Origin of the sequence: Flagellimonas lutimaris, from assembly GCF_003581615.1 — a bacterium.
Taxonomy (GTDB): Bacteria; Bacteroidota; Bacteroidia; order Flavobacteriales; family Flavobacteriaceae; genus Flagellimonas; species Flagellimonas lutimaris.
Map to the genome: position 1 here is coordinate 1,256 of NZ_QXFH01000074.1, position 22,349 is coordinate 23,604.

The 22,349-nt window shown below is 39.9% G+C and carries 24 protein-coding genes; 13 read left to right on the forward strand and 11 right to left on the reverse strand.

What is annotated here, in order from left to right:
* Positions 1–170 precede the first annotated feature (170 nt).
* From D2V08_RS11995 to D2V08_RS12005, 3 genes are all read left to right on the forward strand, one after another.
* Entirely contained in the window at positions 171–1,004 is an 834-nt protein-coding gene (locus D2V08_RS11995; RefSeq protein ID WP_119608410.1) for a tyrosine-type recombinase/integrase, read from the forward strand.
* A gap of 118 nt (positions 1,005–1,122) precedes the next feature.
* Positions 1,123–2,055: a peptidylprolyl isomerase gene (locus tag D2V08_RS12000; RefSeq protein ID WP_119608411.1), complete on the forward strand. Its 933-nt coding sequence runs from the start codon at positions 1,123–1,125 to the stop codon at positions 2,053–2,055.
* A 130-nt stretch (positions 2,056–2,185) separates the two neighbouring features.
* Complete coding sequence (locus tag D2V08_RS12005; protein WP_147374109.1) at positions 2,186–2,404, forward strand: hypothetical protein; 219 nt, start codon at positions 2,186–2,188, stop codon at positions 2,402–2,404.
* An 89-nt stretch (positions 2,405–2,493) separates the two neighbouring features.
* Here D2V08_RS12005 and D2V08_RS12010 read toward each other — a convergent pair whose 3' ends face one another.
* Together D2V08_RS12010 and D2V08_RS12015 are read right to left on the reverse strand one after the other, a co-directional pair.
* Positions 2,494–2,688 carry a cold-shock protein gene (locus tag D2V08_RS12010; protein WP_100815987.1) on the reverse strand — a complete coding sequence of 65 codons (195 nt, stop codon included), beginning with the start codon at positions 2,686–2,688 and terminating at the stop codon, positions 2,494–2,496.
* 85 nt (positions 2,689–2,773) lie between these two features.
* Positions 2,774–3,412: a peroxiredoxin gene (locus D2V08_RS12015; RefSeq protein ID WP_119608413.1), complete on the reverse strand. Its 639-nt coding sequence runs from the start codon at positions 3,410–3,412 to the stop codon at positions 2,774–2,776.
* 147 nt (positions 3,413–3,559) lie between these two features.
* Between D2V08_RS12015 and D2V08_RS12020 the strand changes: the two genes are divergently transcribed.
* Positions 3,560–4,102 (forward strand): YfiT family bacillithiol transferase, encoded by a 543-nt coding sequence (locus D2V08_RS12020; protein WP_119608414.1) that lies wholly within the window; start codon positions 3,560–3,562, stop codon positions 4,100–4,102.
* Between the two features lies 1 nt (position 4,103).
* Here the strand turns inward: D2V08_RS12020 and D2V08_RS12025 are convergent, their stop codons facing one another.
* The 4 genes from D2V08_RS12025 to D2V08_RS12040 form a co-directional block, all read right to left on the reverse strand.
* The gene (locus tag D2V08_RS12025) at positions 4,104–4,673 is read right to left on the reverse strand and encodes a GNAT family N-acetyltransferase (RefSeq protein WP_119608415.1); all 570 of its coding nucleotides are present in this window, start codon (positions 4,671–4,673) and stop codon (positions 4,104–4,106) included.
* Entirely contained in the window at positions 4,658–5,218 is a 561-nt protein-coding gene (locus D2V08_RS12030) for a thioredoxin family protein (RefSeq protein WP_119608416.1), read from the reverse strand. Before D2V08_RS12030 ends, D2V08_RS12025 begins: the two co-directional genes overlap by 16 nt.
* 101 nt (positions 5,219–5,319) lie before the next feature.
* Entirely contained in the window at positions 5,320–5,694 is a 375-nt protein-coding gene (locus D2V08_RS12035; RefSeq protein WP_100815983.1) for a PUR family DNA/RNA-binding protein, read from the reverse strand.
* 75 nt (positions 5,695–5,769) lie between these two features.
* The gene (locus tag D2V08_RS12040; RefSeq protein ID WP_119608552.1) at positions 5,770–7,524 is read right to left on the reverse strand and encodes an ABC transporter ATP-binding protein; all 1,755 of its coding nucleotides are present in this window, start codon (positions 7,522–7,524) and stop codon (positions 5,770–5,772) included.
* 179 nt (positions 7,525–7,703) lie between these two features.
* Between D2V08_RS12040 and nusB the strand changes: the two genes are divergently transcribed.
* The 4 genes from nusB (at position 7,704) to D2V08_RS12060 (ending at position 10,910) form a co-directional block, all read left to right on the forward strand.
* Positions 7,704–8,651, forward strand: a complete 948-nt coding sequence (gene nusB / locus D2V08_RS12045; RefSeq protein WP_119608417.1) for a transcription antitermination factor NusB — start codon at positions 7,704–7,706, stop codon at positions 8,649–8,651.
* 38 nt (positions 8,652–8,689) lie between these two features.
* Entirely contained in the window at positions 8,690–9,166 is a 477-nt protein-coding gene (locus D2V08_RS12050) for a DUF1573 domain-containing protein (RefSeq protein WP_119608418.1), read from the forward strand.
* A 13-nt stretch (positions 9,167–9,179) separates the two neighbouring features.
* Positions 9,180–9,470: a preprotein translocase subunit YajC gene (gene yajC / locus D2V08_RS12055; protein WP_119608419.1), complete on the forward strand. Its 291-nt coding sequence runs from the start codon at positions 9,180–9,182 to the stop codon at positions 9,468–9,470.
* Positions 9,471–9,560: 90 nt separating this feature from the next.
* Positions 9,561–10,910 (forward strand): Gfo/Idh/MocA family protein, encoded by a 1,350-nt coding sequence (locus D2V08_RS12060; protein WP_119608553.1) that lies wholly within the window; start codon positions 9,561–9,563, stop codon positions 10,908–10,910.
* A gap of 90 nt (positions 10,911–11,000) precedes the next feature.
* Here D2V08_RS12060 and D2V08_RS12065 read toward each other — a convergent pair whose 3' ends face one another.
* From D2V08_RS12065 to pepT, 4 genes are all read right to left on the reverse strand, one after another.
* Positions 11,001–11,480, reverse strand: a complete 480-nt coding sequence (locus D2V08_RS12065; protein ID WP_119608420.1) for a hypothetical protein — start codon at positions 11,478–11,480, stop codon at positions 11,001–11,003.
* A gap of 241 nt (positions 11,481–11,721) precedes the next feature.
* On the reverse strand, positions 11,722–13,203 hold the full coding sequence (locus D2V08_RS12070) for a pyridoxal phosphate-dependent decarboxylase family protein (RefSeq protein ID WP_119608421.1): 1,482 nt from the start codon (positions 13,201–13,203) through the stop codon (positions 11,722–11,724).
* Positions 13,204–13,353: 150 nt separating this feature from the next.
* Entirely contained in the window at positions 13,354–13,944 is a 591-nt protein-coding gene (locus D2V08_RS12075; protein ID WP_119608422.1) for a YdeI/OmpD-associated family protein, read from the reverse strand.
* Between the two features lie 2 nt (positions 13,945–13,946).
* Positions 13,947–15,176, reverse strand: coding sequence for a peptidase T (gene pepT / locus D2V08_RS12080; RefSeq protein WP_119608423.1), 1,230 nt, complete (start codon positions 15,174–15,176; stop codon positions 13,947–13,949).
* Positions 15,177–15,336: 160 nt separating this feature from the next.
* Here pepT and D2V08_RS12085 point away from each other — a divergent pair, with 160 nt between their 5' ends.
* The 4 genes from D2V08_RS12085 to D2V08_RS12100 are packed head-to-tail and all read left to right on the forward strand — an operon-like array spanning position 15,337 to position 18,344.
* Positions 15,337–15,699 carry a hypothetical protein gene (locus D2V08_RS12085; protein WP_182835535.1) on the forward strand — a complete coding sequence of 121 codons (363 nt, stop codon included), beginning with the start codon at positions 15,337–15,339 and terminating at the stop codon, positions 15,697–15,699.
* 56 nt (positions 15,700–15,755) lie between these two features.
* Positions 15,756–16,796 carry a quinone-dependent dihydroorotate dehydrogenase gene (locus D2V08_RS12090; RefSeq protein WP_119608425.1) on the forward strand — a complete coding sequence of 347 codons (1,041 nt, stop codon included), beginning with the start codon at positions 15,756–15,758 and terminating at the stop codon, positions 16,794–16,796.
* Positions 16,797–16,802: 6 nt separating this feature from the next.
* Positions 16,803–17,459 (forward strand): LysE family translocator, encoded by a 657-nt coding sequence (locus D2V08_RS12095; protein WP_119608426.1) that lies wholly within the window; start codon positions 16,803–16,805, stop codon positions 17,457–17,459.
* 21 nt (positions 17,460–17,480) lie between these two features.
* Complete coding sequence (locus D2V08_RS12100) at positions 17,481–18,344, forward strand: hydroxymethylglutaryl-CoA lyase (RefSeq protein WP_119608427.1); 864 nt, start codon at positions 17,481–17,483, stop codon at positions 18,342–18,344.
* A 50-nt stretch (positions 18,345–18,394) separates the two neighbouring features.
* Here the strand turns inward: D2V08_RS12100 and D2V08_RS12105 are convergent, their stop codons facing one another.
* Positions 18,395–20,617 carry a TonB-dependent receptor family protein gene (locus D2V08_RS12105; RefSeq protein ID WP_119608428.1) on the reverse strand — a complete coding sequence of 741 codons (2,223 nt, stop codon included), beginning with the start codon at positions 20,615–20,617 and terminating at the stop codon, positions 18,395–18,397.
* A gap of 243 nt (positions 20,618–20,860) precedes the next feature.
* On the opposite strand from D2V08_RS12105, the gene guaB reads away from it, so the two are divergent.
* Positions 20,861–22,333 carry an IMP dehydrogenase gene (gene guaB / locus D2V08_RS12110; protein WP_119608429.1) on the forward strand — a complete coding sequence of 491 codons (1,473 nt, stop codon included), beginning with the start codon at positions 20,861–20,863 and terminating at the stop codon, positions 22,331–22,333.
* Positions 22,334–22,349 lie beyond the last annotated feature (16 nt).

The following is a 22,349-nucleotide window of genomic DNA, read 5'->3' on the forward strand; positions in this document are numbered from 1 at the left end:
CGCTTGCGGTACTGGCCGAGCGGCCGCAGGCATTTTTCCCAACGGTTGTTCAACTAAAATAGCGGATTTTAGTTTTTATAACCCTAAGTAACCAAAGTTATTTTCTACTTTTTATTGTAAATTGTAATAACCCAAATTTACTTAGTTATTTTCTACTTATATCTATTGTTATGGAGTATCTGAACAATTTCAAGACCATAATGGAACTCAAACGCTACAGTTCCAATACCATTGTTACTTATGTAGGGTTGCTAAAGACATTTTTTGAATCCAACCATTTAAACAGTCACAAATTAGAGGATGCATCAGAAAAGGAAATAATTCCGATTATGATCGCCCATATAAATGCTCGTAATTATGGGTATACATCACAAAAACAGTTTATTTCAGCATTGAGGCTGTTCTTCATGGAAGTCTTCAGGAAAAAGATGGACTTTCAATCTATTTATCCCACTCAAAAACCACATTCTTTGCCCAATATACTTTCACAATCCGAAATCAGGATGCTTCTCAAAAGCGTATCCAACTTAAAGCATAAGGCTATGCTTACCACTATTTATGCATTGGGACTTAGGTCGGGCGAACTTTTAAGGCTAAAAATATCACATATTGATAGCGACAGAATGTTGGTGTCCATAATAGCTTCCAAAGGAAAAAAGGACCGTATTGTTATGCTACCACCAAAATTGCTGCAACTGCTCCGTAAATATTTTAAAGAATACCGTCCAACAAATTATCTGTTCGAAGGACGACAAGGCGGAATGTATTCTAGTGCTAGTTTAAACAAAGTATTTACCATGACAAAACAGCGAGCAGGTATTATAAAACACGCAACTCTACATACTTTAAGGCATAGTTTCGCTACTCATTTATTGGAGAAGGGAACAGATGTTCGGATTATCCAAAAACTACTAGGCCACAATAATATTGGAACAACCTTGCTCTATACTAAGGTTTCCAATAATGTAATTGGTCAGGTAAGAAGTCCCTTGGAAGATTTATAGCAGAGCACACCCTGTACAGTACAGCCCCAACTTTTAACCTTGAGCATAAACCCGTATCTTTGCAGCTTTATAAAAATCCGAGAATTTAGTTTTCTAATAATCTATTAATCAACATACAATGCAAGACGGAATCTACGCAAAATTCAATACCACCAAAGGTGAGATACTGGTAAAACTTACCCACGATAAAACACCGGGAACGGTGGGCAACTTTGTTGCGCTGGCCGAAGGCGACATGGAAAATAGTGTAAAACCACAAGGAAAACCATATTACGATGGGCTAAAATTCCATAGGGTAATCCCCGATTTTATGATTCAAGGAGGGTGCCCCACAGGTACCGGAACCGGAGATCCTGGCTATAAGTTCGATGATGAGTTCCACCCCGATTTGGTACACGATGCCCCCGGAGTATTATCCATGGCCAATGCAGGACCGGGAACCAATGGGAGCCAGTTTTTTATTACACACGTAGCCACACCTTGGTTGGATAACAAACATACTGTTTTTGGTAATGTGGTAAAAGGTCAGGATGTAGTGGATGCCATTGCACAGGGTGATACCATTGAAACCCTTGAAATTGTTAGAGCAGGGGGTGAGGCCAAAAACTGGAACGCCATAGAAGCTTTCCGCACGTTCGAAGGTGCAAGGGAAAAACGCATTGCCGAACAAAAAGCACAAGCAGAAGCGGAAATGGAAAAATTGGCTGCAGGTTTTGACAAGACGGATAGTGGATTGCGTTACAAGATCATTCAAAAGGGAAGTGGCGCCAAAGCCGAAAAAGGTAAAACGGTTTCGGTACATTATGAAGGTGCATTGACCAACGGACAAGTTTTTGATTCGTCCTATAAAAGAAACCAACCTATAGATTTTGTATTGGGTGTTGGACAAGTGATCCCAGGATGGGACGAAGGGATAGCCCTATTGCAAGTGGGCGATAAGGCCCGTTTTGTAATTCCATCGCATTTGGCTTATGGAAGCACAGGGGCAGGAGGGGTTATTCCTCCTAATGCGACATTGATTTTTGATGTGGAATTGATGAACGTGAAATAATCAGATTCACGAAAAGAATATAAAAGCTTCCAGCGATGGGAGCTTTTTTTATTTGGCCCTGTTTACACTCAAAAGAAGTAAACACAGGTTAACGGCAAGCAAAACGATTAGAACGCTAAAAAAGGTGGTCATGGCTGCAAGTGTTTATTACGTAACAATCCAACGTTTTAAAACCCTACCTATTGCCCCTGCACAACTATTAATTTATTTTTTGGAACCGTTTACACTCCAAACCAACAGCAAGGCATTAACGATTAAAAGGAACGAGAGTACTCCGAAAAAGGTGTTCATTTATAGTAGTTTAATGGTTATGGGGAACGGTATTTATAATGTAGATAGTAAAAAGTAAATTGGTTGCGTATGCCTCCCCAAAAAAAATGAACAAAAAAAAAGCCCGAGCAACGCTCGGGCTTTATCTATAAAAAGGTATTCTTTAACTTAGTCTGTAACTTGTACATTAACGGCGTTTAATCCTTTTTTACCTTGTTGTAGTTCGAATTCTACAACGTCACCTTCTCTAATTTCATCGATTAAACCAGAAATGTGTACGAAGTGATCTGTGTTTGAACCATCTTCAGTGATAAATCCATAACCTTTAGAATCATTGAAGAATTTTACTGTTCCTTTACTCATAATATAAATTGAAATAATAATTAATTGAATTGCAAAGGTACGTTTAATTTATTGATAATCAGTTTTTTTATTTTAAAATATAAACTTAAGCCGATGGATCAGGGGTTAAACGCAGGTATGGCTTCACTTCTTCCACTCCTTTGGTAAAGATTCCTTTGGCCTCTTCCGTTGGTATAGATGGGCTTACCACAACTTTTTCTCCATGTTCCCAGTTGGCCGGTGTGGCCACTTTATGGTTTGCTGTTAATTGCAAAGAATCGATAACCCGCAGTAATTCGTAAAAATTACGCCCGGTTGAGGCAGGATATGTCAGCGTAAGCTTGATTTTTTTATCTGGATCAATAATAAATACAGATCGTACCGTTAGGGTATCGTCCGCATTAGGGTGAATCATGTCGTACAAATCGGAGACCTTTCTTTCCACATCGGCAATAATGGGGAAGTTTACCTCAGTGTTCTGGGTTTCGTTAATATCCTTGATCCATTCCAAATGAGATGCAGCGCCATCTACACTAAGTGCCATCATTTTTACATTTCTTTTGTCAAACTCATCCTTGAATTTGGCCGCTGTACCCAACTCAGTGGTGCAAACAGGCGTGAAATCCGCAGGGTGCGAGAATAAGATTCCCCAGCTATCGCCAAGGTATTCATAAAAATTGAGTGTTCCTTCTGAAGTAACCGCCGTAAAATCCGGGGCGGTATCTCCCAATCTTAAAGTTGCCATATATCCTTGATTTTTAGATTTAAAAAATAGTACTCTACAAAATTACTAGATTATTTGGTTGTTAGGTTTTAAATCAGTTAAAAGTGTATTAAAATATGTCGCTTTTTGATGGGGTAAGGTCTCGTGTAAAGTTGTTATTTTTAACGAATGGAAAAAGAAACTTTGGAACAACTTCGTTACCCTATTGGTAAATTTCATAGTCCTGAATCTATTACAAAAGAAGATTTACAGGAATGGATTGCTGTTTTAGAAAATTTGCCGCAACGTTTGAGTGATTTGGTAACGCCACTCACGGATGAGCAATTGGAAACCCCTTATCGCCCCGATGGGTGGACGGTTCGTCAAGTGGTGCATCATATTTCCGATAGTCACCATAACAGTTATATCCGTTTTAAATGGGCCTTGACGGAGGATACACCGACCATAAAAGCATATAATGAAAAGGCCTGGGCCGAATTGTTTGATACCCGAACAGCACCGATTCAAATGTCTTTGAACCATTTAAGTGCTATACATGCCAAGTTGGTTTATTTGTTGAAAGGGCTTTCCGAAGAAGATTTACAACGAAGCTTTATTCATCCTGATGGGAATCAGGAAACGACGTTGAAAGAAAATATTGGCCGCTATGCTTGGCACAGCAACCACCATTATGCCCATGTTGAAAATTTAATCCAACGAAAAGGCTGGTGATCTAAAGTGCTTTGGTCAAAATCCACATTGGTTTTTCAGAAGGTTTGGCATTGGGGAGCACCACTTCGCTCTCCCTTTTGATGACATAACCATTTTTTTGATAAAAATGAACGGGTTTCCCTTTTTGCATGGCATCCAACCAAACAATTTTCTTGTTTAAACTCCTTGCCGTCTCTTCAATAAATTGAAGTATTTCTTTGCCAATACCTTTACCTGAATGTTCCTTGAGCAAATAGATTTTTTCGGCTTTTAACGCATCGGCATCCGAGATTTCGTCAATACCACAGTTTTTTACCAGTTTTAGAATACCAACCGTTTCCTCGTTCAAGTTGACCAAATAGTTGATTGCATTTGGGTTCTTTAGCTCACGTTCTACAACTTCCTTGGTAAGACCATGCGAAATGTAGGGTGTGGGATCTTCATTCTCCCATAAGTGTAGATAATGTTCGCAATAGGATTTTACACCAACCGACACATACTGTTCAAGGTTTTTTTCGGTAACGGGCACCAGCATTAGGGTGTTGTTTAAAATAGCAGGGTTCATTCTTTGGTTTGCTAGTTGTTTATCCATTTAATGTTGCAGCCCAGACTTGGTTTTTGGTCAGAATCAACTTCTTTGCTATCGAGAACTGCATCCATGGCATTTTTCAAGTCAGTTCCTGTGAGTGGCAACCCATTTCCTGGTCTGGAATCATCCAGTTGTCCACGGTATACCAAGGTCATATCACTATCAAAAAGGTAGAAGTCCGGGGTGCAGGCAGCATCATAGGCTTTGGCCACTTCTTGGGTTTCGTCATACAAGTAAGGAAAGCTATAGTCTTCTTCCTTGGCCTTTTCCTTCATTAAATGCGGGGCATCTTGCGGATAGTTTTCCACATCGTTACTGGAAATAGCTACAAAGGCAATGCCTTTTTCTTGATACTCCTTCGCCAACTTTACAATTTGTGGATTTACATGGATAACAAAGGGGCAATGATTACAAATAAACATGATCACTGTGCCTTTTTCTCCTTTTATATCGTCCAATGCGACTTTTTTGTCAGAAATGGTATCCAACAGATCAAAGTCTGGTGCTTTAGTGCCTAAAGGCAGCATATTGCTAGGGGTCCTTGCCATGGCTATTTAATTTATTAGGATTACTGTTGCTAAGTAAATAACAAAAATAAAAAACGACCTGTATTTTACAGGTCGTTTAACTTTTTAAAGGGTTTAACTTTTTAGATATCGTCGAAACTTACATCGGTAAAGTTGTTGTCGGAAGTGCTTCCATTTTCGCTAAAGTCCCCTTCTTCCTTTTTAAAATCTTTTTGATGGCGTTCGGAGATAACCTCGGTGCCTTTTTCATCAATAATGTAATCCATCATTTCTTCCATAATCTCACGGAAAGCACTAAAATCTTCTTTATAAAGGTAAATTTTGTGCTTTTTGTAATGGAAAGAACCATCATCATGAGTAAACTTTTTACTTTCTGTGATGGTTAAGTAGTAATCTCCGGCCTTGGTGCTTCTTACATCAAAAAAGTAGGTTCTTCTCCCTGCTCTTAAGACTTTCGAATAAATCTCTTCCTGATCCATTGTATCTTTCTGGCCCATATGGTATAGTGTATTTAGTACTATGTTGAATTATGTTACCAAAAATGTAAAAAAAAAGCTAATTCAGCAACTTTTTTATGATTCTTTACCAGAGAGTTGGTCGATGTAGAGCTTTTTATAATACCCGTCCGTATTGTTTAATTCTTCGTGGGTGCCTTCTTGAATAATTTTTCCTTTGTCCAGGACAATGATTTTGTCCGCATTCTTGGCAGATGACACCCTATGGCTCACAATGAGGGTAGTTTTGCTCTCGGAAACCCTTTTTAAATTGTTGAGGATTTCTTCCTCAGTTTCGGTGTCCACGGCGGATAGACAATCATCAAATAGATAGATTTTCGGGTCTTTTAATAGTGCTCTGGCAATGGAGACCCGCTGTTTTTGGCCTCCACTTAGGGTAATGCCACGTTCTCCCAAAATGGTATCGTACTTTTTGGCAAAACCTTCAATATTTTTGTGTACCACTGCTTTTTTGGCAACTTCCACAATTTCTTCATGCGTAGCATTTTCGTTACCAAAGCGAATATTGTTTTCTATGGTATCCGAAAAAAGGAAGGCATCTTGCGGTACGGCACCAATAGAGCTTCTTAAACTATTAAGATTGAGTTTTTGAACGGGAACGCCATCAATTAAAACCTCTCCAGAGGTAGCATCGTATAAACGTGCCACCAAATCCAATATGGTGGATTTCCCGGAACCGGTCTTTCCTAAAATCGCAACGGTCTGTCCAGCCTTTATGGTAAAGGAAACATCTTTTAATGCGGTTATATCGGTGTCTTCATAAGTGAAGGTCACATCTTTGAACTCGATATTACCTTTAATAGGAGTAGGCGTTTCAATCTTGTTTTGAATGGACGGTTCTTCCTTCAAAAATTCATTGATACGCTTTTGCGAAGCCTCTGCTCGTTGTACAATGGATGTGAGCCAGCCCACGACCGCAACGGGCCATGTTAACATGTTTACATAAAGAATGAATTCTGCAATAATCCCAATGGTCTCAATTTCCCCATTGATGTATTGCCGTCCACCGATGTAAATCACAAAAACATTACTGATACCGATCAATAAAATCATCAATGGAAAAAACCAGGCATTCACTTTGGCCAAGGCCATGCTTGTATCTTTTCCTTCTTGGGCCAAATCACGTAACTCTGCGTTTACCCTTGGTTCGATGCTATAAGCTTTGATTACCGAAATTCCAGAAAAGGACTCTTGTGTAAATGTAGAAAGCGTGGACAAATATTCCTGCACCTTGGTGCTCCTACGGTGAATAATCTTGCTTATTTGATAAATCAAAACAGATAAAATGGGTAGAGGTAGTAAGGTATAGGCCGCGAGTGTGGGTGCTTTTATAAACATCAACGGAATCAAGCACACAAAAAGAGTCAAGGTTTGAATACCGTACATTATGGCTGGTCCACCATACAAACGTACTTGGTTTACATCCTCACTAATGCGATTCATTAAATCACCGATCCTGTTTTTCTTGTAAAAATTAAGGCTGAGAAATTGGTAATGATCGAATACCTCATTTTTTAGATCATACTCAATGTACCGAGATACATTAATGATGGTCTGACGCATCAAAAACGTAAAAAGTCCTGAAAGTATGGCCGCTCCAACAATAATTAGAATGTATTGAAGTAATAATCCTTTTGCGTCCGAAAGAGTAATCACATCCGATGCGAAATCCTCTACAGCCTGTATGGATTTGTTCACATACGAAGGCATCACTAAGGAAAAAACACGCGCAATAATGGTGATTATAATCCCCAATAGCAGTTTAAGCCAATATTTTTTAAAGTATTTATTTAGGTGTTTTAGTTCCTTCATACTGGGGAAAGGCAGTTTTTTAGCTTCGTTATCCTTGGACAATCCCGCAAATATATACCATACCGCACAAAGTAAATGTTATAAAACTGATAAGAAAGCAAGTTTGGTAGGTAAGATTCAAATATAAGATTACTTTTGCGGAGTGAAAGCCAAACAATGACTTTAAAAGTTCTTTAAACATGCTTACCCGAAGGCACATCAGAGTAAAAGTAATGCAGTGTATTTATGCATTAGTGCAATCCAAGGACGATTCTTTGCAAAAACAAGAAAAGTTCCTGCGAGTCAGTATAGAAAACATGTATGTTCTATACCTTTTGATTTTAAGCCTCTTGGCCGAACTCCATCGTTTAGCGGAAAAACATGTGAGTCACGCATCCAAAAAATATGTGGCTACCGAAGAAGACAAATATCCCAATCCTGAAAAGTTTGTAAAAAACCGATTGCTGTTGCAGCTGGTGAACAACGAGGTATTGAAAAACGAGCTCTCCAATCGAAAGCTCGACAACTGGTATATGAACGATGAGTATGTAAAGATTATTCACAAGGCGGTGATTTCCAGTGATATTTATAAAGAGTATATGTCCAATGGGGAAGACAGTTATACGAACGACCGCAATATGGTCATCCAGCTCTTCAAAGAAATTATAGCGCCCAACGAAAAAATATACGATTACTTTGAGGACGATAAACTTACCTGGGTAGATGATTTCCCTATTGTAAATACATTTTTGGTGAAGCGATTGAAGAAAGCCAAACCAGATTCTGGAGATCGTTTCTTTTTGCCATCCCTCTTAAAAGATCAGGAGGATATGGATTTTGCCAACGAACTTTTGACCAAGACCTTGCTCAATGATGCCAAATGGGAGAAAGAAATTGAGGGAAAAACGCCTAATTGGGACAACGACCGTATCGCAGAGATAGATTCCATAGTTTTAAAAATGGCCATTTGCGAGTTGCTTAATTTCCCGTCCATACCAGAAAAAGTAACCTTGAACGAATATTTGGAGATTGCCAAGGAGTATTCAACACCCAAAAGTAGCATCTTCATTAATGGGGTTTTGGACAAGTTGGCAAAGGAGTATAAATCAGAAGGAAGGCTTCAAAAAATAGGTAGAGGTTTGCAATAAACAATTATTCCTTAATTTTGGAAAAACAAATTTTAATCATGAAAAGAATAACAACAATTTTTAGTTTGATCATGGTGGTTGCCCTAACCAGCGTATCATGTAAGGACAAAGCATCAAAAAAAATAGTTGCTGACAATGTTGAAAGTGCTGTGGATAGAGATGAAGCAGACAAAATGGTTCCTGTAATGTCTTTCGAGAAAGTTGAACACGATTTCGGTACTATCCAAAGAGGAACCCCACAAGAAACTGTATTTACATTTACAAATACAGGTAATGCACCTTTGATTATTACCAACGCAAAAAGTAGCTGCGGTTGTACTGTGCCAAACCCTCCCAAAGATCCTATTGCACCAGGAGAAACTGGAGAGTTGTTGGTTAAATTCAATGGGTCTGGACAAAATCAAGTAACAAAAACGATTACTGTAAACGCAAATACTGCCAAAGGTTCCGAAATTTTGAGAATCAAAGCATTTGTTCAAGCACCAGGAGCAGTACCAGCAGGTCCTGTTAAATAATTAAAAAACCTAAATGGAAAACCTAGGACAATTTTTACCACTGATATTGATTTTTGCCGTGGCGTACTTTTTTATGATTCGCCCGCAGATGAAACGTCAGAAGGATGAGAAAAAATTCGCTTCAGAATTAAAAAAGGGTGATAAAATCATCACCAAAAGTGGGCTTCACGGAAAAATCGTGGAAATGAATGACAAGGATTTCTCTTGTGTCATTGAAACCATGGCCGGTCGTTTAAAGTTTGACCGCTCTGCCATTTCCATGGAAATGAGCAAAAAGATGAATGCTCCCGCTGAAAAGAAGTAGGCGAAAATAACATACAGTAAATCAAAATGTCCCTTGGAAGTTAAATTTCAAGGGACGTTTTTTTGTATCTTATTCAAAATTTGAATGGATATGGGAACAAGAAGACAGTTTGTAAAACGTGGAGGATTATATGTGGCCGGCTTGGGAGCATCATTTATGTTTCCTACGGAGTTGTTGGCATCGATACGGAAAACCATCAGCCCTAACGATAAAATACAAGTAGGTCTTATCGGCTGTAAGGGTATGGGGTTTACAGACCTCTTGTCCCTTTTAAAAAATAGTGAGGTAGAGGTCGTGGCACTTTGTGATGTGGACGAAAACGTACTGCAGAAACGAACCATGGACCTGGAAAAAGGAGGCATTAAAAAGCCAAAATGGTATTCGGACTACAGAAAACTCTTGGAAGACAAGGATGTGGATGTGGTTGTTATTGGAACACCGGACCATTGGCATTGCCTTCAATTAACAGATGCCTTGGATGCAGGTAAGGATGTCTACTGTGAAAAACCCATAGCCAACTCGGTCGCCGAAAGCAAAGCTATGCTTTCCAAGGTGAATGCAAGTGATAGAATGGTGCAGATTGGACAATGGCAGCGAAGCCAGCCCCATTTTGTGGATGCCATCAATTATGTCCACTCTGGAAAACTGGGGCAAATCCGATTGGCAAAGGCTTGGGCCTACCAAGGATGGATGCAACCCGTACCTGTTGTCCCCAACAGTGCTGTACCAAAGGGAGTGGATTATAATATGTGGTTGGGCCCAGCCGAAAACAGACCTTTCAATAAAAACAGATTTCATTTTAGTTTTAGATGGTTTTGGGACTACGCTGGCGGGTTAATGACGGACTGGGGGGTACACCTTATTGATTACGCGCTATATGGAATGAAAGCTTCCAAGCCCAAATCGGTGATGGCTATGGGGGGCAAGTTTGCCTATCCCGATGATGCCTCCGAAACCCCGGACACTTTGCAGACTATTTATGATTTTGGTGATTTTTCCCTATTGTGGGAACATGCCACTGGGATTGATGGCGGGAATTATGGGCGAAACCACGGGATTGCCTTTATCGGAAACAACGGAACCTTGGTATTGGATCGTGGAGGTTGGGAAGTGATCCCGGAACGCGACCGTCCCGACTGGAGCCAAGACCTTGGCCCAAAGATTGACAGAGTGCCCCTGCAACAGGTGGATGCGAATGGCCTGGATTTACATACGCTTAATTTTTTGGATGCCATTAAAAGTCGTGATAAATCAGTATTGAATGCTCCTATACAAGTTGGATACGATGCCGCTGTGGTAAGCCACTTGGGTAATATTGCCTATAAAACTGGGGAACGGTTGTTCTGGGATGCCGAGAACAGCAAATTTAACCATTCCGACGGAGATGCCTTATTGGCGAAGGAATATCACAACGGATGGGAGTTTCCGAAGATTGGCTAGAGTTTGTTTACAAAAGGCCATATCTCTTTTTAAGGATGTACCTGAAGGTTCCAATAATGCATCCTTTAGCGCAGAAAAACATTAAAACACTTACGAACGCACAAAAATGAAATGGATGGAACAGGATTCCAAGTCCCCATCATTGTCAAAATCGTACTCCCCGGAATCTGCTCCACCGTTTATGCTCAGTGTCGTTCCGTCGTAAGTGTGGCCGTAAGTATCCCAATCATTGGGCTCATCGTCCCAGGCAACTGCAAAGTAGTAGCTGCCCTGCCATTCCTCCCAGAAGATTTCTCCGGTCACCGCATAGGCGTCCCGGTCTACGGGATTTAAGGTCAGGGTAAAGCGACCGTTCGCTTGCACGGACATACTAACTGTTCCTCCATCCTCGACGATGTCGACTGATGTGGTGCTCACACTAAATTGGGCTTTGGTGGCCTCCCAGTTTCCACTCAGCTCACTGATTGGGAACGGACCATCTTTAGTTAATCCGTCTTCGTCATCATCCTTGCTGCAGGATAAATTCAAAGAAACTAACCCAATCAAAAAAATATACATCAACTTTTTCATGGCAATTAGTTTTGTAAAATAGGGTATGCCTACTTTCTATTATTACCTTAATTTATTTTGATATTATAGGGTGTACAATGATGTTGGTCATTTAGCATAGCTTTTTGGTCGAAGAGGCTTCTGAGGTTAAAAACAACTATCGGAATATCACAACGAATGGGAGTTTCCGAAGATGAGGTAGAAAAACATAGTGGATTTTTTTGGTTTGCAATTGTAGCCATTTTTGTAACACCTTATTAATTTATTTTTTTTCTAGTAATTTCAAATGAGTCTTTTTCCCCTCTCTAACTACTATATCAATAATTTCTTCAATGTCTTTTTTTGAAGTCCTGAAATTGACAACACAGGCTCGTAAACAATACTTTTCATTTACAATGGCGTTTGATAAAAATAATTCCCCGCCGGTTTGTAATTCATTCAATAGTTCTTCATTTAGTTTATTTAGGTAATCGTTACCCTCTTTGTAATTGAATGGAATATATCTAAAGGTTGTTATGCTTAAATTTTGTGAAATTGCCTCTAGTTCACGATGTTTTTTAGCTAAGTCAAATAACATTTCTGAGAGTTCGATGTCTTCACTAATAAGTTTTTCATAACCACTTCGACCTACTTGCTGTAATGATAACCAAACCTTTAAAGCCCTAAAGCCACGTGAGTTTTGAAGTCCATATTCATAAAAATTTTGAGCAAATTCGTTTTCACTTTTGCTAAAGTTATAATATTCTGGATGTGAACTATAGGTGTCTATTAGGTGTTGAGGATTTTTAACCAAAGTACAACCCGCTTCGAGTGGACTGTATAACCATTTATGTGGATCGAGCGCAATAGAGTCAGCTTCTGAAAGACCATCAAATAGGTTTTTGTATTTTGGGATTACTGCGGCTGGAACACCGTAAGCTCCATCAATGTGAAGCCATAAATCATACTTTTTACAAATGGTTGAAATCCCTTTCAAATTATCTACAACACCCGTACTAACATCTCCCGCAGTACCTATGACCATTATGGGTTGGTAACCATTTGCCATATCTTTTTTGATTGTTTCATCAAGGACTTTATTATTCATTTTATTTGTAGAATCAGTTTGAATCCAACGAACAGATTTCGTTCCTAAACCAAATAAAATTGCTGCTTTATCTATCCAAGTATGTGTGGTTTTGGAACAATAAACAGTTAGTTTTTTAGGGATATTTGAAAGTCCATCTTCTTTTATAATTATAGGTGCTTTTGCCGTTCTGGCGGCTAAAAATGCTGTAAAATTTGCCATATTTCCGCCACTAACTAATATCCCGCCATAATTTGGGGAGACACCGATAAACTCAGCTAACCATTGAATCGTTTGTTTTTCAATTTCAGTAGCCATTGGGCTTAAAATATGTGCTCCAACGTTCGGATTTATAGATGCTGCCAGTAAATCGGCTAAGGCGCCAATTGGAGAAGCAGATGAAGTTATATATCCTAAAAATTTAGGATGTCCATTTAATAATGAATGGTTTAGTATTAAATCTGTAACTCTAGTTATTAGTTCTGTTGCAGGAATACCATTTTCTGGTAAGGAAGTGTTTCCCAATATACCTTGTAATTGACTTGGACTTTCGTTAAATGTAACAGGTTTTTGATCAATACTAGAAATAAAATCAGAAATATCATCTATTAATTGATGCCCGATTTTTCGAAATTCTTTTTTGTTGATTTCAATTGAATTAACTCGATTTTCTAGCATATTATTATGGTTGTCTTAATGTGTTACTAGGGCAGAATTAGCCGAATTGACTTGAACGACCGATTACTGAACCAAGTTCAGCAGAATAAGGGAAGTTAGTATTTTTCTGATTAAAATTACATTACCATTTAAGGAATGAATTTTACCAATCTATCGATAGGCATCATTCAATCCAACACCCTTTAAAATCATAGGAAGTATTTTCTCGAGCCTACGCAATTTGGTTTTCTCCTGTTTGGCTTCGGCAATGTACTCGCTGAACTCTTTTTGTTTGTATGGGGTAAACTTTTCAAAAGCAGCTTTTAATTGGGAATCCTTTTTCAATTCAGATTTTAGAAGTTTTGGAATGGTGACTTTTTTGGTTTTCTCGGCTTTAACTTCCAATCCCTTTTTCTGATTTCCCAAGGCTTCTTTCATGTAGGCCAAAACCACTTTTTCGTCCACTTCGTCCAAACTTTGGAACTTCCAATGCCGCATCCCTTTGGTTTTGCCCTCCTGGGCATTTTCCAGCACTTTTTTCGGGTCCTTTAAAAACACACCATTAAAAAACCAAACCCCAAAATGGCTCTTGAACTTACAGATACCGAATACATTTTTGTTATTTAAAGTATATACGGGAATACTCCATTTAAAATCCTCTTCAGCTTCGGTTTTTAGGGCAATTTCTCTTAGAAAAGCTATTCCGTCCCTAAACGGATGCTCATTTTCATAATAAGCCTCTAATTTTTCAGATTTTTGCACAACTACTTGATTTGACTAGCCGTAAGTTCGCAAATTTTTACGATTACCTTCACCGCTTTCTCCATACTTTCCAAAGGAACATACTCGTATTTGCCATGGAAGTTGTGTCCACCAGCAAAAATATTTGGGCAGGGCAGGCCCATAAAACTCAATTGCGAACCGTCCGTTCCGCCTCTAATCGGTTTTATAATAGGTTCTATTTGGAGGGATTTCATGGCCTCTTCGGCAATCTCCACAATGTGGTACATGGGTTCCACCTTCTCCCGCATATTTTTGTATTGGTCCTCAATGGTCAAGCTGATGTACTCTCCATGTTTTTTGTTGAGTTTCTCTTTGATATCGTTCAATAAGTCTTTTCTGGCCTGAAAATGCACCGCATCGTGGTCACGGATAATAAGTTCTATCTCTGCTTTTTCAATTTCGCCCTTTATTTTGTGTACATGGAAAAAACCTTCCCTTCCCGTAGTGTGTTCGGGAACCTCGCTAGGGGGTAGGTGGGTCATAAAATCGTTGGCAATGCCAATGGCGTTTACCATTTTGTTTTTGGCGTAGCCCGGGTGTACACTTTTACCAGTTATGGTGATTGTAGCTTTGGCCGCGTTAAAGTTTTCATATTCCAGTTCGCCCACTTGGCTGCCGTCCATGGTGTAGGCCCATTCCGCACCAAATTTTTCCACATCAAACTTATGTGCCCCACGGCCTATTTCTTCATCTGGTGTAAAGGCAATCCGTATTTTACCATGCTTGATCTCCGGGTGGTTGATGAGGTATTCCATCGCCGTGATGATTTCCGCAATGCCCGCTTTGTCATCCGCACCCAACAATGTTGTTCCGTCCGTAGTAATCAAAGTTTGACCTTCATACGCCTTTAAATCTTCAAAATAATCGGGAGACAGGACAATGTTTTTCAGCTTGTTCAGTATAATATCTTTCCCATCGTAATTCTCAATGATTTGTGGCTTCACATTTTTACCGGAAAAATCAGGAGATGTGTCAAAATGGGAAACAAAACCAATGGTGGGCATCTTTTTATCCAAATTGCTTGGCAGGGTCGCCATAATGTAGGCATTCTCATCAATGGACACTTCTTGCATCCCAATCTGGTGGAGTTCCATCACCAATTTTTTGGCAAGATCCCATTGCTTTTCTGTACTGGGTGTAGTTTTGGAATAAGGATCGCTCTGCGTATCCGTGGTCACATATTCCAAAAATCGGGGCAGTAGTTTTTCCATGGTCGGTGTAGAGTTTTATCAAAAATAATGTATATCCGAACGTAATTTTGCAAATCATAGGCATTAATACCTATCTTTCGTAAACGATTAACATTAACCTCAATTGAAAGCGGTAGTTTTTTATCTTTTTTTGATATCCGGGTTTTATGGATTTGCCCAAATGGATTGTATTTTGGGCGTTGGGGGTAGAGACAATGAAACCATCACCAAAGTTTTTGAATTGACCGAAGAGCAGCAGGAAAACCTGAAAAGTTGGAGTGCGGAGCTAAAAGTCCGAAACGATATTTTAAAGGATAAGTCAAAATATCTAATGAAAAAGAACGAGGAAAGTTCGCCAGAGGTGTTGCTAACTGTTTCAAAAGAGTATGGTTCCATAATGGATAGTATGAAACGAAATGTGCGAATGATTGACAAACGATTGCTTACAAGTTTCAATAAAGCCCAATATGAGCGATATGTGAAATTGTGTAGTCAATTGGCCTTGCGTCCTATCCACATTAATAGGTCTGTTGACGAAAATTGAACGATTTGTTAAGAACTGTTTTAAGAGTTTTTATTTTTGTCCAAAATCCATTCTGAATGTATAAAATACTTATTCGCCCGGTACTTTTTTTGTTTGATCCAGAAGCCGTGCATCACTTTTCTTTTTGGGCCATTAAGTTTTTTTCAAGATTGGGTTTAAGCGGTCTGTTTAGGGGGGTATTCACGATGAACAATCCAAAACTGGAGCGTGAGGTTTTTGGTGTGAAGTTCAAAAACCCCGTAGGACTTGCAGCAGGTTTTGATAAAGATGCCAAGCTTTATAACGAATTTTCTGATTTTGGTTTCGGTTTTGTTGAAATAGGTACGGTAACCCCTAAACCCCAACCGGGGAATCCTAAAAAACGATTGTTCCGATTAAAACAGGACAAGGCCATTATCAACCGGATGGGTTTTAATAACAAGGGCGTTTTTGAGGCTGCGGAACAGTTAAAGAAAAAGCATCGTGTTATTGTCGGGGGGAATATTGGCAAGAACAAAGTTACTCCTAACAAAGAGGCCATCAAGGATTATCTGATTTGTTTTGAGGCACTCTTTGAGCATGTAGATTATTTTGTAGTAAATGTGAGTTCACCCAATACACCAGGACTTCGAGAGCTTCAGGATAAGGAACCTTTGACCAAGCTGTTGAAAAAATTAAAAAGTCAGAATAAAAAACTGGCCAAGAATTCAAAACAAAAGGAGAAGCCTATTTTGTTGAAAATAGCTCCTGATTTAACAGATGATCAATTGCTGGATATTATTGAGATTGTTGCAGATACGAATATTGATGGAGTAATCGCTACAAATACCACTATAGAAAGAAAAGGTTTAAAATCTCATCTGATTTTATCCGAAGAAAAAGGTGGTCTCAGTGGAAAACCCTTGACCAAAAGAAGTACCGAGGTGATTCGATTTTTAGCTGAAAATAGCAATAAGGCTTTTCCGATTATTGGTGTGGGAGGTATACATTCTCCAGAGGATGCTTTGGAGAAATTGGAGGCAGGCGCCGATTTAGTGCAGCTCTATACAGGTTTCATTTATGAAGGCCCAGCGCTCTTAAAAAAAATAAACAAGGCCATTTTGGAAACAATGGACTAAGATTATATGCACAGTTTGCTCTTATTTCTGGAAACCGTCAATTATCCCATATTGATTGGTTTTTTTATATCCTCACTTGCCTTGGCGATTTCGCCGGGTCCTGATAATATTTTTGTACTTACACAAAGTATCAGCAATGGTACGAAATATGGTTTGGCCACAGTTTTTGGTCTGGTTTCGGGCTGTTTGGTACATACCACCCTGCTCGCATTTGGGGTTTCGGAAATTATCAAACGGAGTGATACGTTGTTTTTTGCAATCAAGCTTTTTGGAGCCATGTATCTTTTATATTTGGCGTATCAGGTATATCGCAGTGATGCTTCGATACTTTTGGATAAAGATAACAAACCAGCAAAAACACCAAAGAAGCTTTTTTGGACGGGCTTTACCATGAATGTGCTCAACCCAAAGGTCACTATCTTCTTTTTGGCTTTTTTTCCCGGTTTTTTGTTCAGTATGGAACTCAATACCGTAATTCAATTCTACATATTAGGCTTACTTTTTATGCTTTCCGCTCTCATCGTTTTTGGTACGATTGCAATACTTGCAGGAAAGATTTCCAAATATCTGACCAGTCATGAAAAAGCAGGAGTTTACCTAAAATGGGTGCAAATTGTTGTTTTTGTAGGGATTGCCGTTTATCTATTTCTATCGGATAAATAAGTGCTATTTTTACGGACGCCTATGTCAAAAGTAAAACTCATAGAATGTCCTAGGGACGCCATGCAAGGGATAAAAACTTTTATCCCTACGGATGAAAAGGTAAAGTATATCCAAGCCTTGTTGGGCTGTGGTTTTGACACCATTGACTTTGGTAGTTTTGTGTCGCCCAAGGCCATTCCACAGATGCAGGATACCGCGGAGGTTTTGGCTCGGTTGGACCTATCCCGAACACAAAGTAAACTTTTGGCTATAGTTGCCAACGTTCGGGGCGCGCAAGATGCATGCAAGCATGAGGCGATTGATTATTTGGGCTTTCCTTTTTCTATTTCCGAAAACTTTCAGATGCGTAACACGCACAAGACCATTGACCAATCCGTGGAAACTCTGAAGGGTATTTTGGAATTGGCCGATGCTCATGGGAAGGAAGTGGTTACATACATTTCCATGGGGTTTGGAAACCCTTATGGAGACCCTTGGGATGTGGAAATAGTTGGGGAGTGGACCGAAAAGTTGGCCGAAATGGGAACTAGAATTTTATCGCTTTCAGATACTATTGGAAGCTCCACTCCAAAAGTGATAGAGTATCTATTTTCCAACCTAATTCCCAAATATCCTGAGATTGAGTTTGGAGCCCATTTGCATACAACTCCATCCAAATGGCATGAAAAAGTAAATGCTGCATATAAGGCAGGTTGTCGCCGTTTTGATGGTGCTGTGCAAGGTTTTGGTGGTTGCCCTATGGCCAAAGATGAACTAACTGGAAATATGCCCACGGAGAAAATGCTTTCCTATTTTACTACAGAAAAAGCGGATACCGGTGTCAATTGGATGGTTTTTGAAGCTGCTTTCAATAAGGCTACGGAACTATTCTCAGTGTATCATTAAAAAAGGCACCCCAAAAAGAGTGCCTTTATTTTTTTTATCGGAATCAAAAATTAATATCTAAGCTCAATTCCAGCGTAGATGCCAAATGGATGGCCAGGCCGTAAGCCTGCAGGCACCCTTGCAACGGCATATTGCTCATCCAATAAATTGATGGCATTGGCAGTAATGGCCACATGATCATTGAATTTATATCGCCCCCCAAGATCTAGTATAAAATTGGAGCTTACTTTTTCAGTGGCGGGGATAGACCCACTTCCTGCCATTGTTCTAAAAGCGCCATTGTACCTACCACTAAGGTTTATTTCAAAATTTTCATGCTCCAGCGATAGGGCGGCATTGAACTGATGTTTGGAGATGTAAGGCATCTCATCACCTGCAGAAACCTCTCCCCAAATATCGTTTTCGCTGCCAAAACTGTTCAAGAACTCTGTGTCGGTCAGCGTATATCCAAAAGTAAAGGGTAGTTGAAGGCTTTCGTTATTTTCCATAAAGTTATAGTTCAACAACAACTCCACTCCTTGTACACTTACTTCACCGGCATTGAATTGGTCTAGGGAGCCGGTTCCACCTGTTGCGGCAAGATCACTGCCCAGTAGGTTGCTGTAATCGTTGTAAAACCCGACTAGTTCTCCCGAAATACCTGCAAATGAGAAACGGCTACCAAGTTCATAATTCACACTTTCCTCTGGATTTTCTCCAGGTTGGTTGCTGGGAGGTGAGAAGCCTTTATGTACCCCTCCAAAAACGGACAGGTCGTTGAAATTATAGTTAAAACCAATTCCTGGGATAAACACATCTACATTGTTCTGTCTTTCGGATAGGTCAGTGCCTAAGCGTTCTACGTCGTTGGTACCATAGTCCAATCTTTCCAAGGAAATGTTTTCATAACGAAGGCCGGGAGTCAATGTTAGATCATTGATTTTAAGCTTGTACATGGCATACGAGGCAAAAGCTTTTGCACTGCTCACACGGTTGGCATTGGTGCCAGGGACTCCCGAATTGACCAATTGCATATCTCCGTTCACGATAGCATAATCATCTATCCACTGAAAACGGTCCTCTTCATCATAATGGTAACGCAGTCCAATTTCCAGATCATGATACGTGTTTTCTCCACTCCAATGGTAATCCAATTTTGTTTGAACTCCGGTAGATAGATAGTCCCTATTGTTGTTTCTGGCATTAAGGAAATCATTCGCTCCACTGTTGGCGGTGCCTTTTACTAGGTTTATGTAGGATTCATTGCCGATTGGGTCACTAAAAATAGTCCCGATGCCTTGACGTTCTCCATCAATCGTAACATAATCGACCTTGTACCAATTCCTGCTAAAATCATTGTAATAGCCAATGGTGGTAATCCTGAATTGATCGTTGAATTTTAAAGCATGGGTTCCCATCAATTGAAAGTGCTCGGCATTCATTTGATCATTTTGAGATCCAGCATAGCGTTGGAAAGGGTCTGTATCGAAATCCTCTTGGGTCAACCCTAGATAGGTTTCGTTGGACGTTTCGTCCGAATACTGCAACTTCACCTCAAACTCCTGTCCAAGTTTTGCTTCTGGATTGGTGTTGACCTTGAATTTGGCAACTAGGTCATTTTTATCAAAACCCGTGTTATCACCATTTTCCAAGTTTTTAAATCCGTTGGAATTGTAGTTGAGGTATTCCACAGCGTATCCAAAGTTTTTGTAACTATCGCCCAGTTGGGTATGGATACGACCACTTTGGAAACTACCATAGCTACTGTTTAAAAAGATTCCAAAATTATCTGGCACTTCGGTGGAAATCATGTTTATGGCACCCCCGGTTGTGTATGGTCCGAATTGTACTTGGCTACTGCCTTTCAATATTTCAACGGCCTGCATTCGCGCAATAGTGGGGAAATAATAGGCCGATGGAGCACTATAAGGAGCCGGTGCAATGAGGACACCATCTTCCATTAAGGTAATTTTGGAACTTCTTTCGGGGGAGGTTCCTCGTAAACTGATATTTGGCCTTAGGCCAAATCCATCTTCTTCATAAATATTGACCCCGGGAACTGAACGTAAAGTACGGTTGACGTCGGTGTAGTTAAATTTTTTGATTTCTTCAGGGGAAAGGTAATAAGAAGACCCCGTTCTGTTCTTCGCCACAAATTTGCTTCCAAAAATTACTTTGGCAGATAGAACGACTTCATTCAACTCAATTAGAGTGGAGTCATTCCCGATTTGTTGTTGTTGCCCAGAAAGAAAAAGAAAGCTAAAAAGCGCGATGATTGAAGTTAGTCGGTACATTGTATTAATTAAGACTTATTTTAAATAAAAAATTTAATTCGGCTGCAAATGTACATTTCCAGTGCAATAAAACAAAGCTTATTTAGAATAAATAAAGATAAAATTTCAAAATTACTTAAGAGTAATGCATCGGTCATCATATTTAGAGTAGAAAACATATTATGATAATGCAGAAAGTATTGAGTATGTCCTTTATTGATTAAAATTAGTGGTATATTTGCACGCAATTAATCCGTAATTGCAATGGAAGCTCACCAAAACAAAATTGTTGGAGAAGGACTTACATACGACGACGTTCTTCTTGTACCAGCATACTCCGAAGTACTTCCCCGAGAAGTAAACATCCAGTCAAAATTTACCAAAAACATTACTATCAATGTGCCCATTGTTTCTGCGGCCATGGATACGGTAACCGAGTCTCGCATGGCGATTGCCATGGCAAGGGAGGGAGGTATTGGTGTTCTTCATAAAAATATGACGATTGAACAGCAGGCGCTCAAGGTAAGAAAGGTAAAACGCGCAGAAAGCGGAATGATCATGGATCCTGTGACCCTTCCTTTGGAATCTGTTGTGCGTGATGCCAAGGCAAGCATGAGGGAGCATAGTATCGGAGGGATTCCCATTGTGGATGATAAAAACAAGTTGATTGGGATAGTTACCAATCGTGACCTTCGTTTTGAAAAGAATGATGATAGACCGATAGCGGATGTAATGACATCGGAAAATTTAGTGACTGTTGGAGAAGGTACTTCTTTGCAGCAGGCTGAGGTCATTCTACAAGAAAATAAGATTGAAAAACTACCAGTAATCAACGATAAGGACGAACTTGTTGGTTTGATTACGTTCAGGGATATTACTAAACTTACCCAAAAACCAATTGCCAACAAAGATCAGTACGGACGTTTGCGTGTTGCAGCTGCTATTGGTGTAACAGCCGACGCTGTTGACCGTGCAGGTGCTTTGGTAAATGCAGGTGTAGATGCCATTATAATTGATACGGCGCACGGTCATACCAAAGGTGTGGTGGGTATTTTAAAAGATGTGAAGAAATCTTTTCCAGAATTGGAAGTTGTGGTAGGTAATATTGCTACGGCCAAGGCAGCAAAATATTTGGCAGATGCCGGTGCCGATGCGGTTAAAGTGGGTATTGGACCTGGCTCCATTTGCACTACACGTGTTGTGGCCGGGGTTGGATTTCCACAGTTTTCCGCTGTTTTGGAAGTGTCTGCCGCGCTGAAAGGCACGGGAGTTCCCGTTATTGCCGATGGTGGAATCCGATATACAGGTGATATTCCCAAAGCGTTGGCTGCTGGTGCGGATACGGTGATGTTGGGCTCTTTATTGGCCGGTACCAAAGAATCGCCGGGAGAGACTATTATTTACGAAGGACGTAAGTTTAAATCGTACCGTGGAATGGGCTCTGTTGAGGCAATGAAAAAAGGCAGTAAGGATAGATACTTCCAAGATGTCGAGGACGATATCAAGAAATTGGTTCCCGAAGGTATTGTGGGCCGTGTTCCCTATAAAGGTGAATTGGTAGAGAGTATGCACCAATTTATTGGTGGGCTACGTGCTGGTATGGGATATTGTGGTGCCGGTGATATTGAAGCTTTGAAGAATAATGCTCGGTTTGTAAAAATTACATCCAGCGGTATTCACGAAAGTCACCCACACAATGTGACCATTACCAAAGAAAGTCCGAATTATAGTAGATAAAATAAAGTAAGGAAGG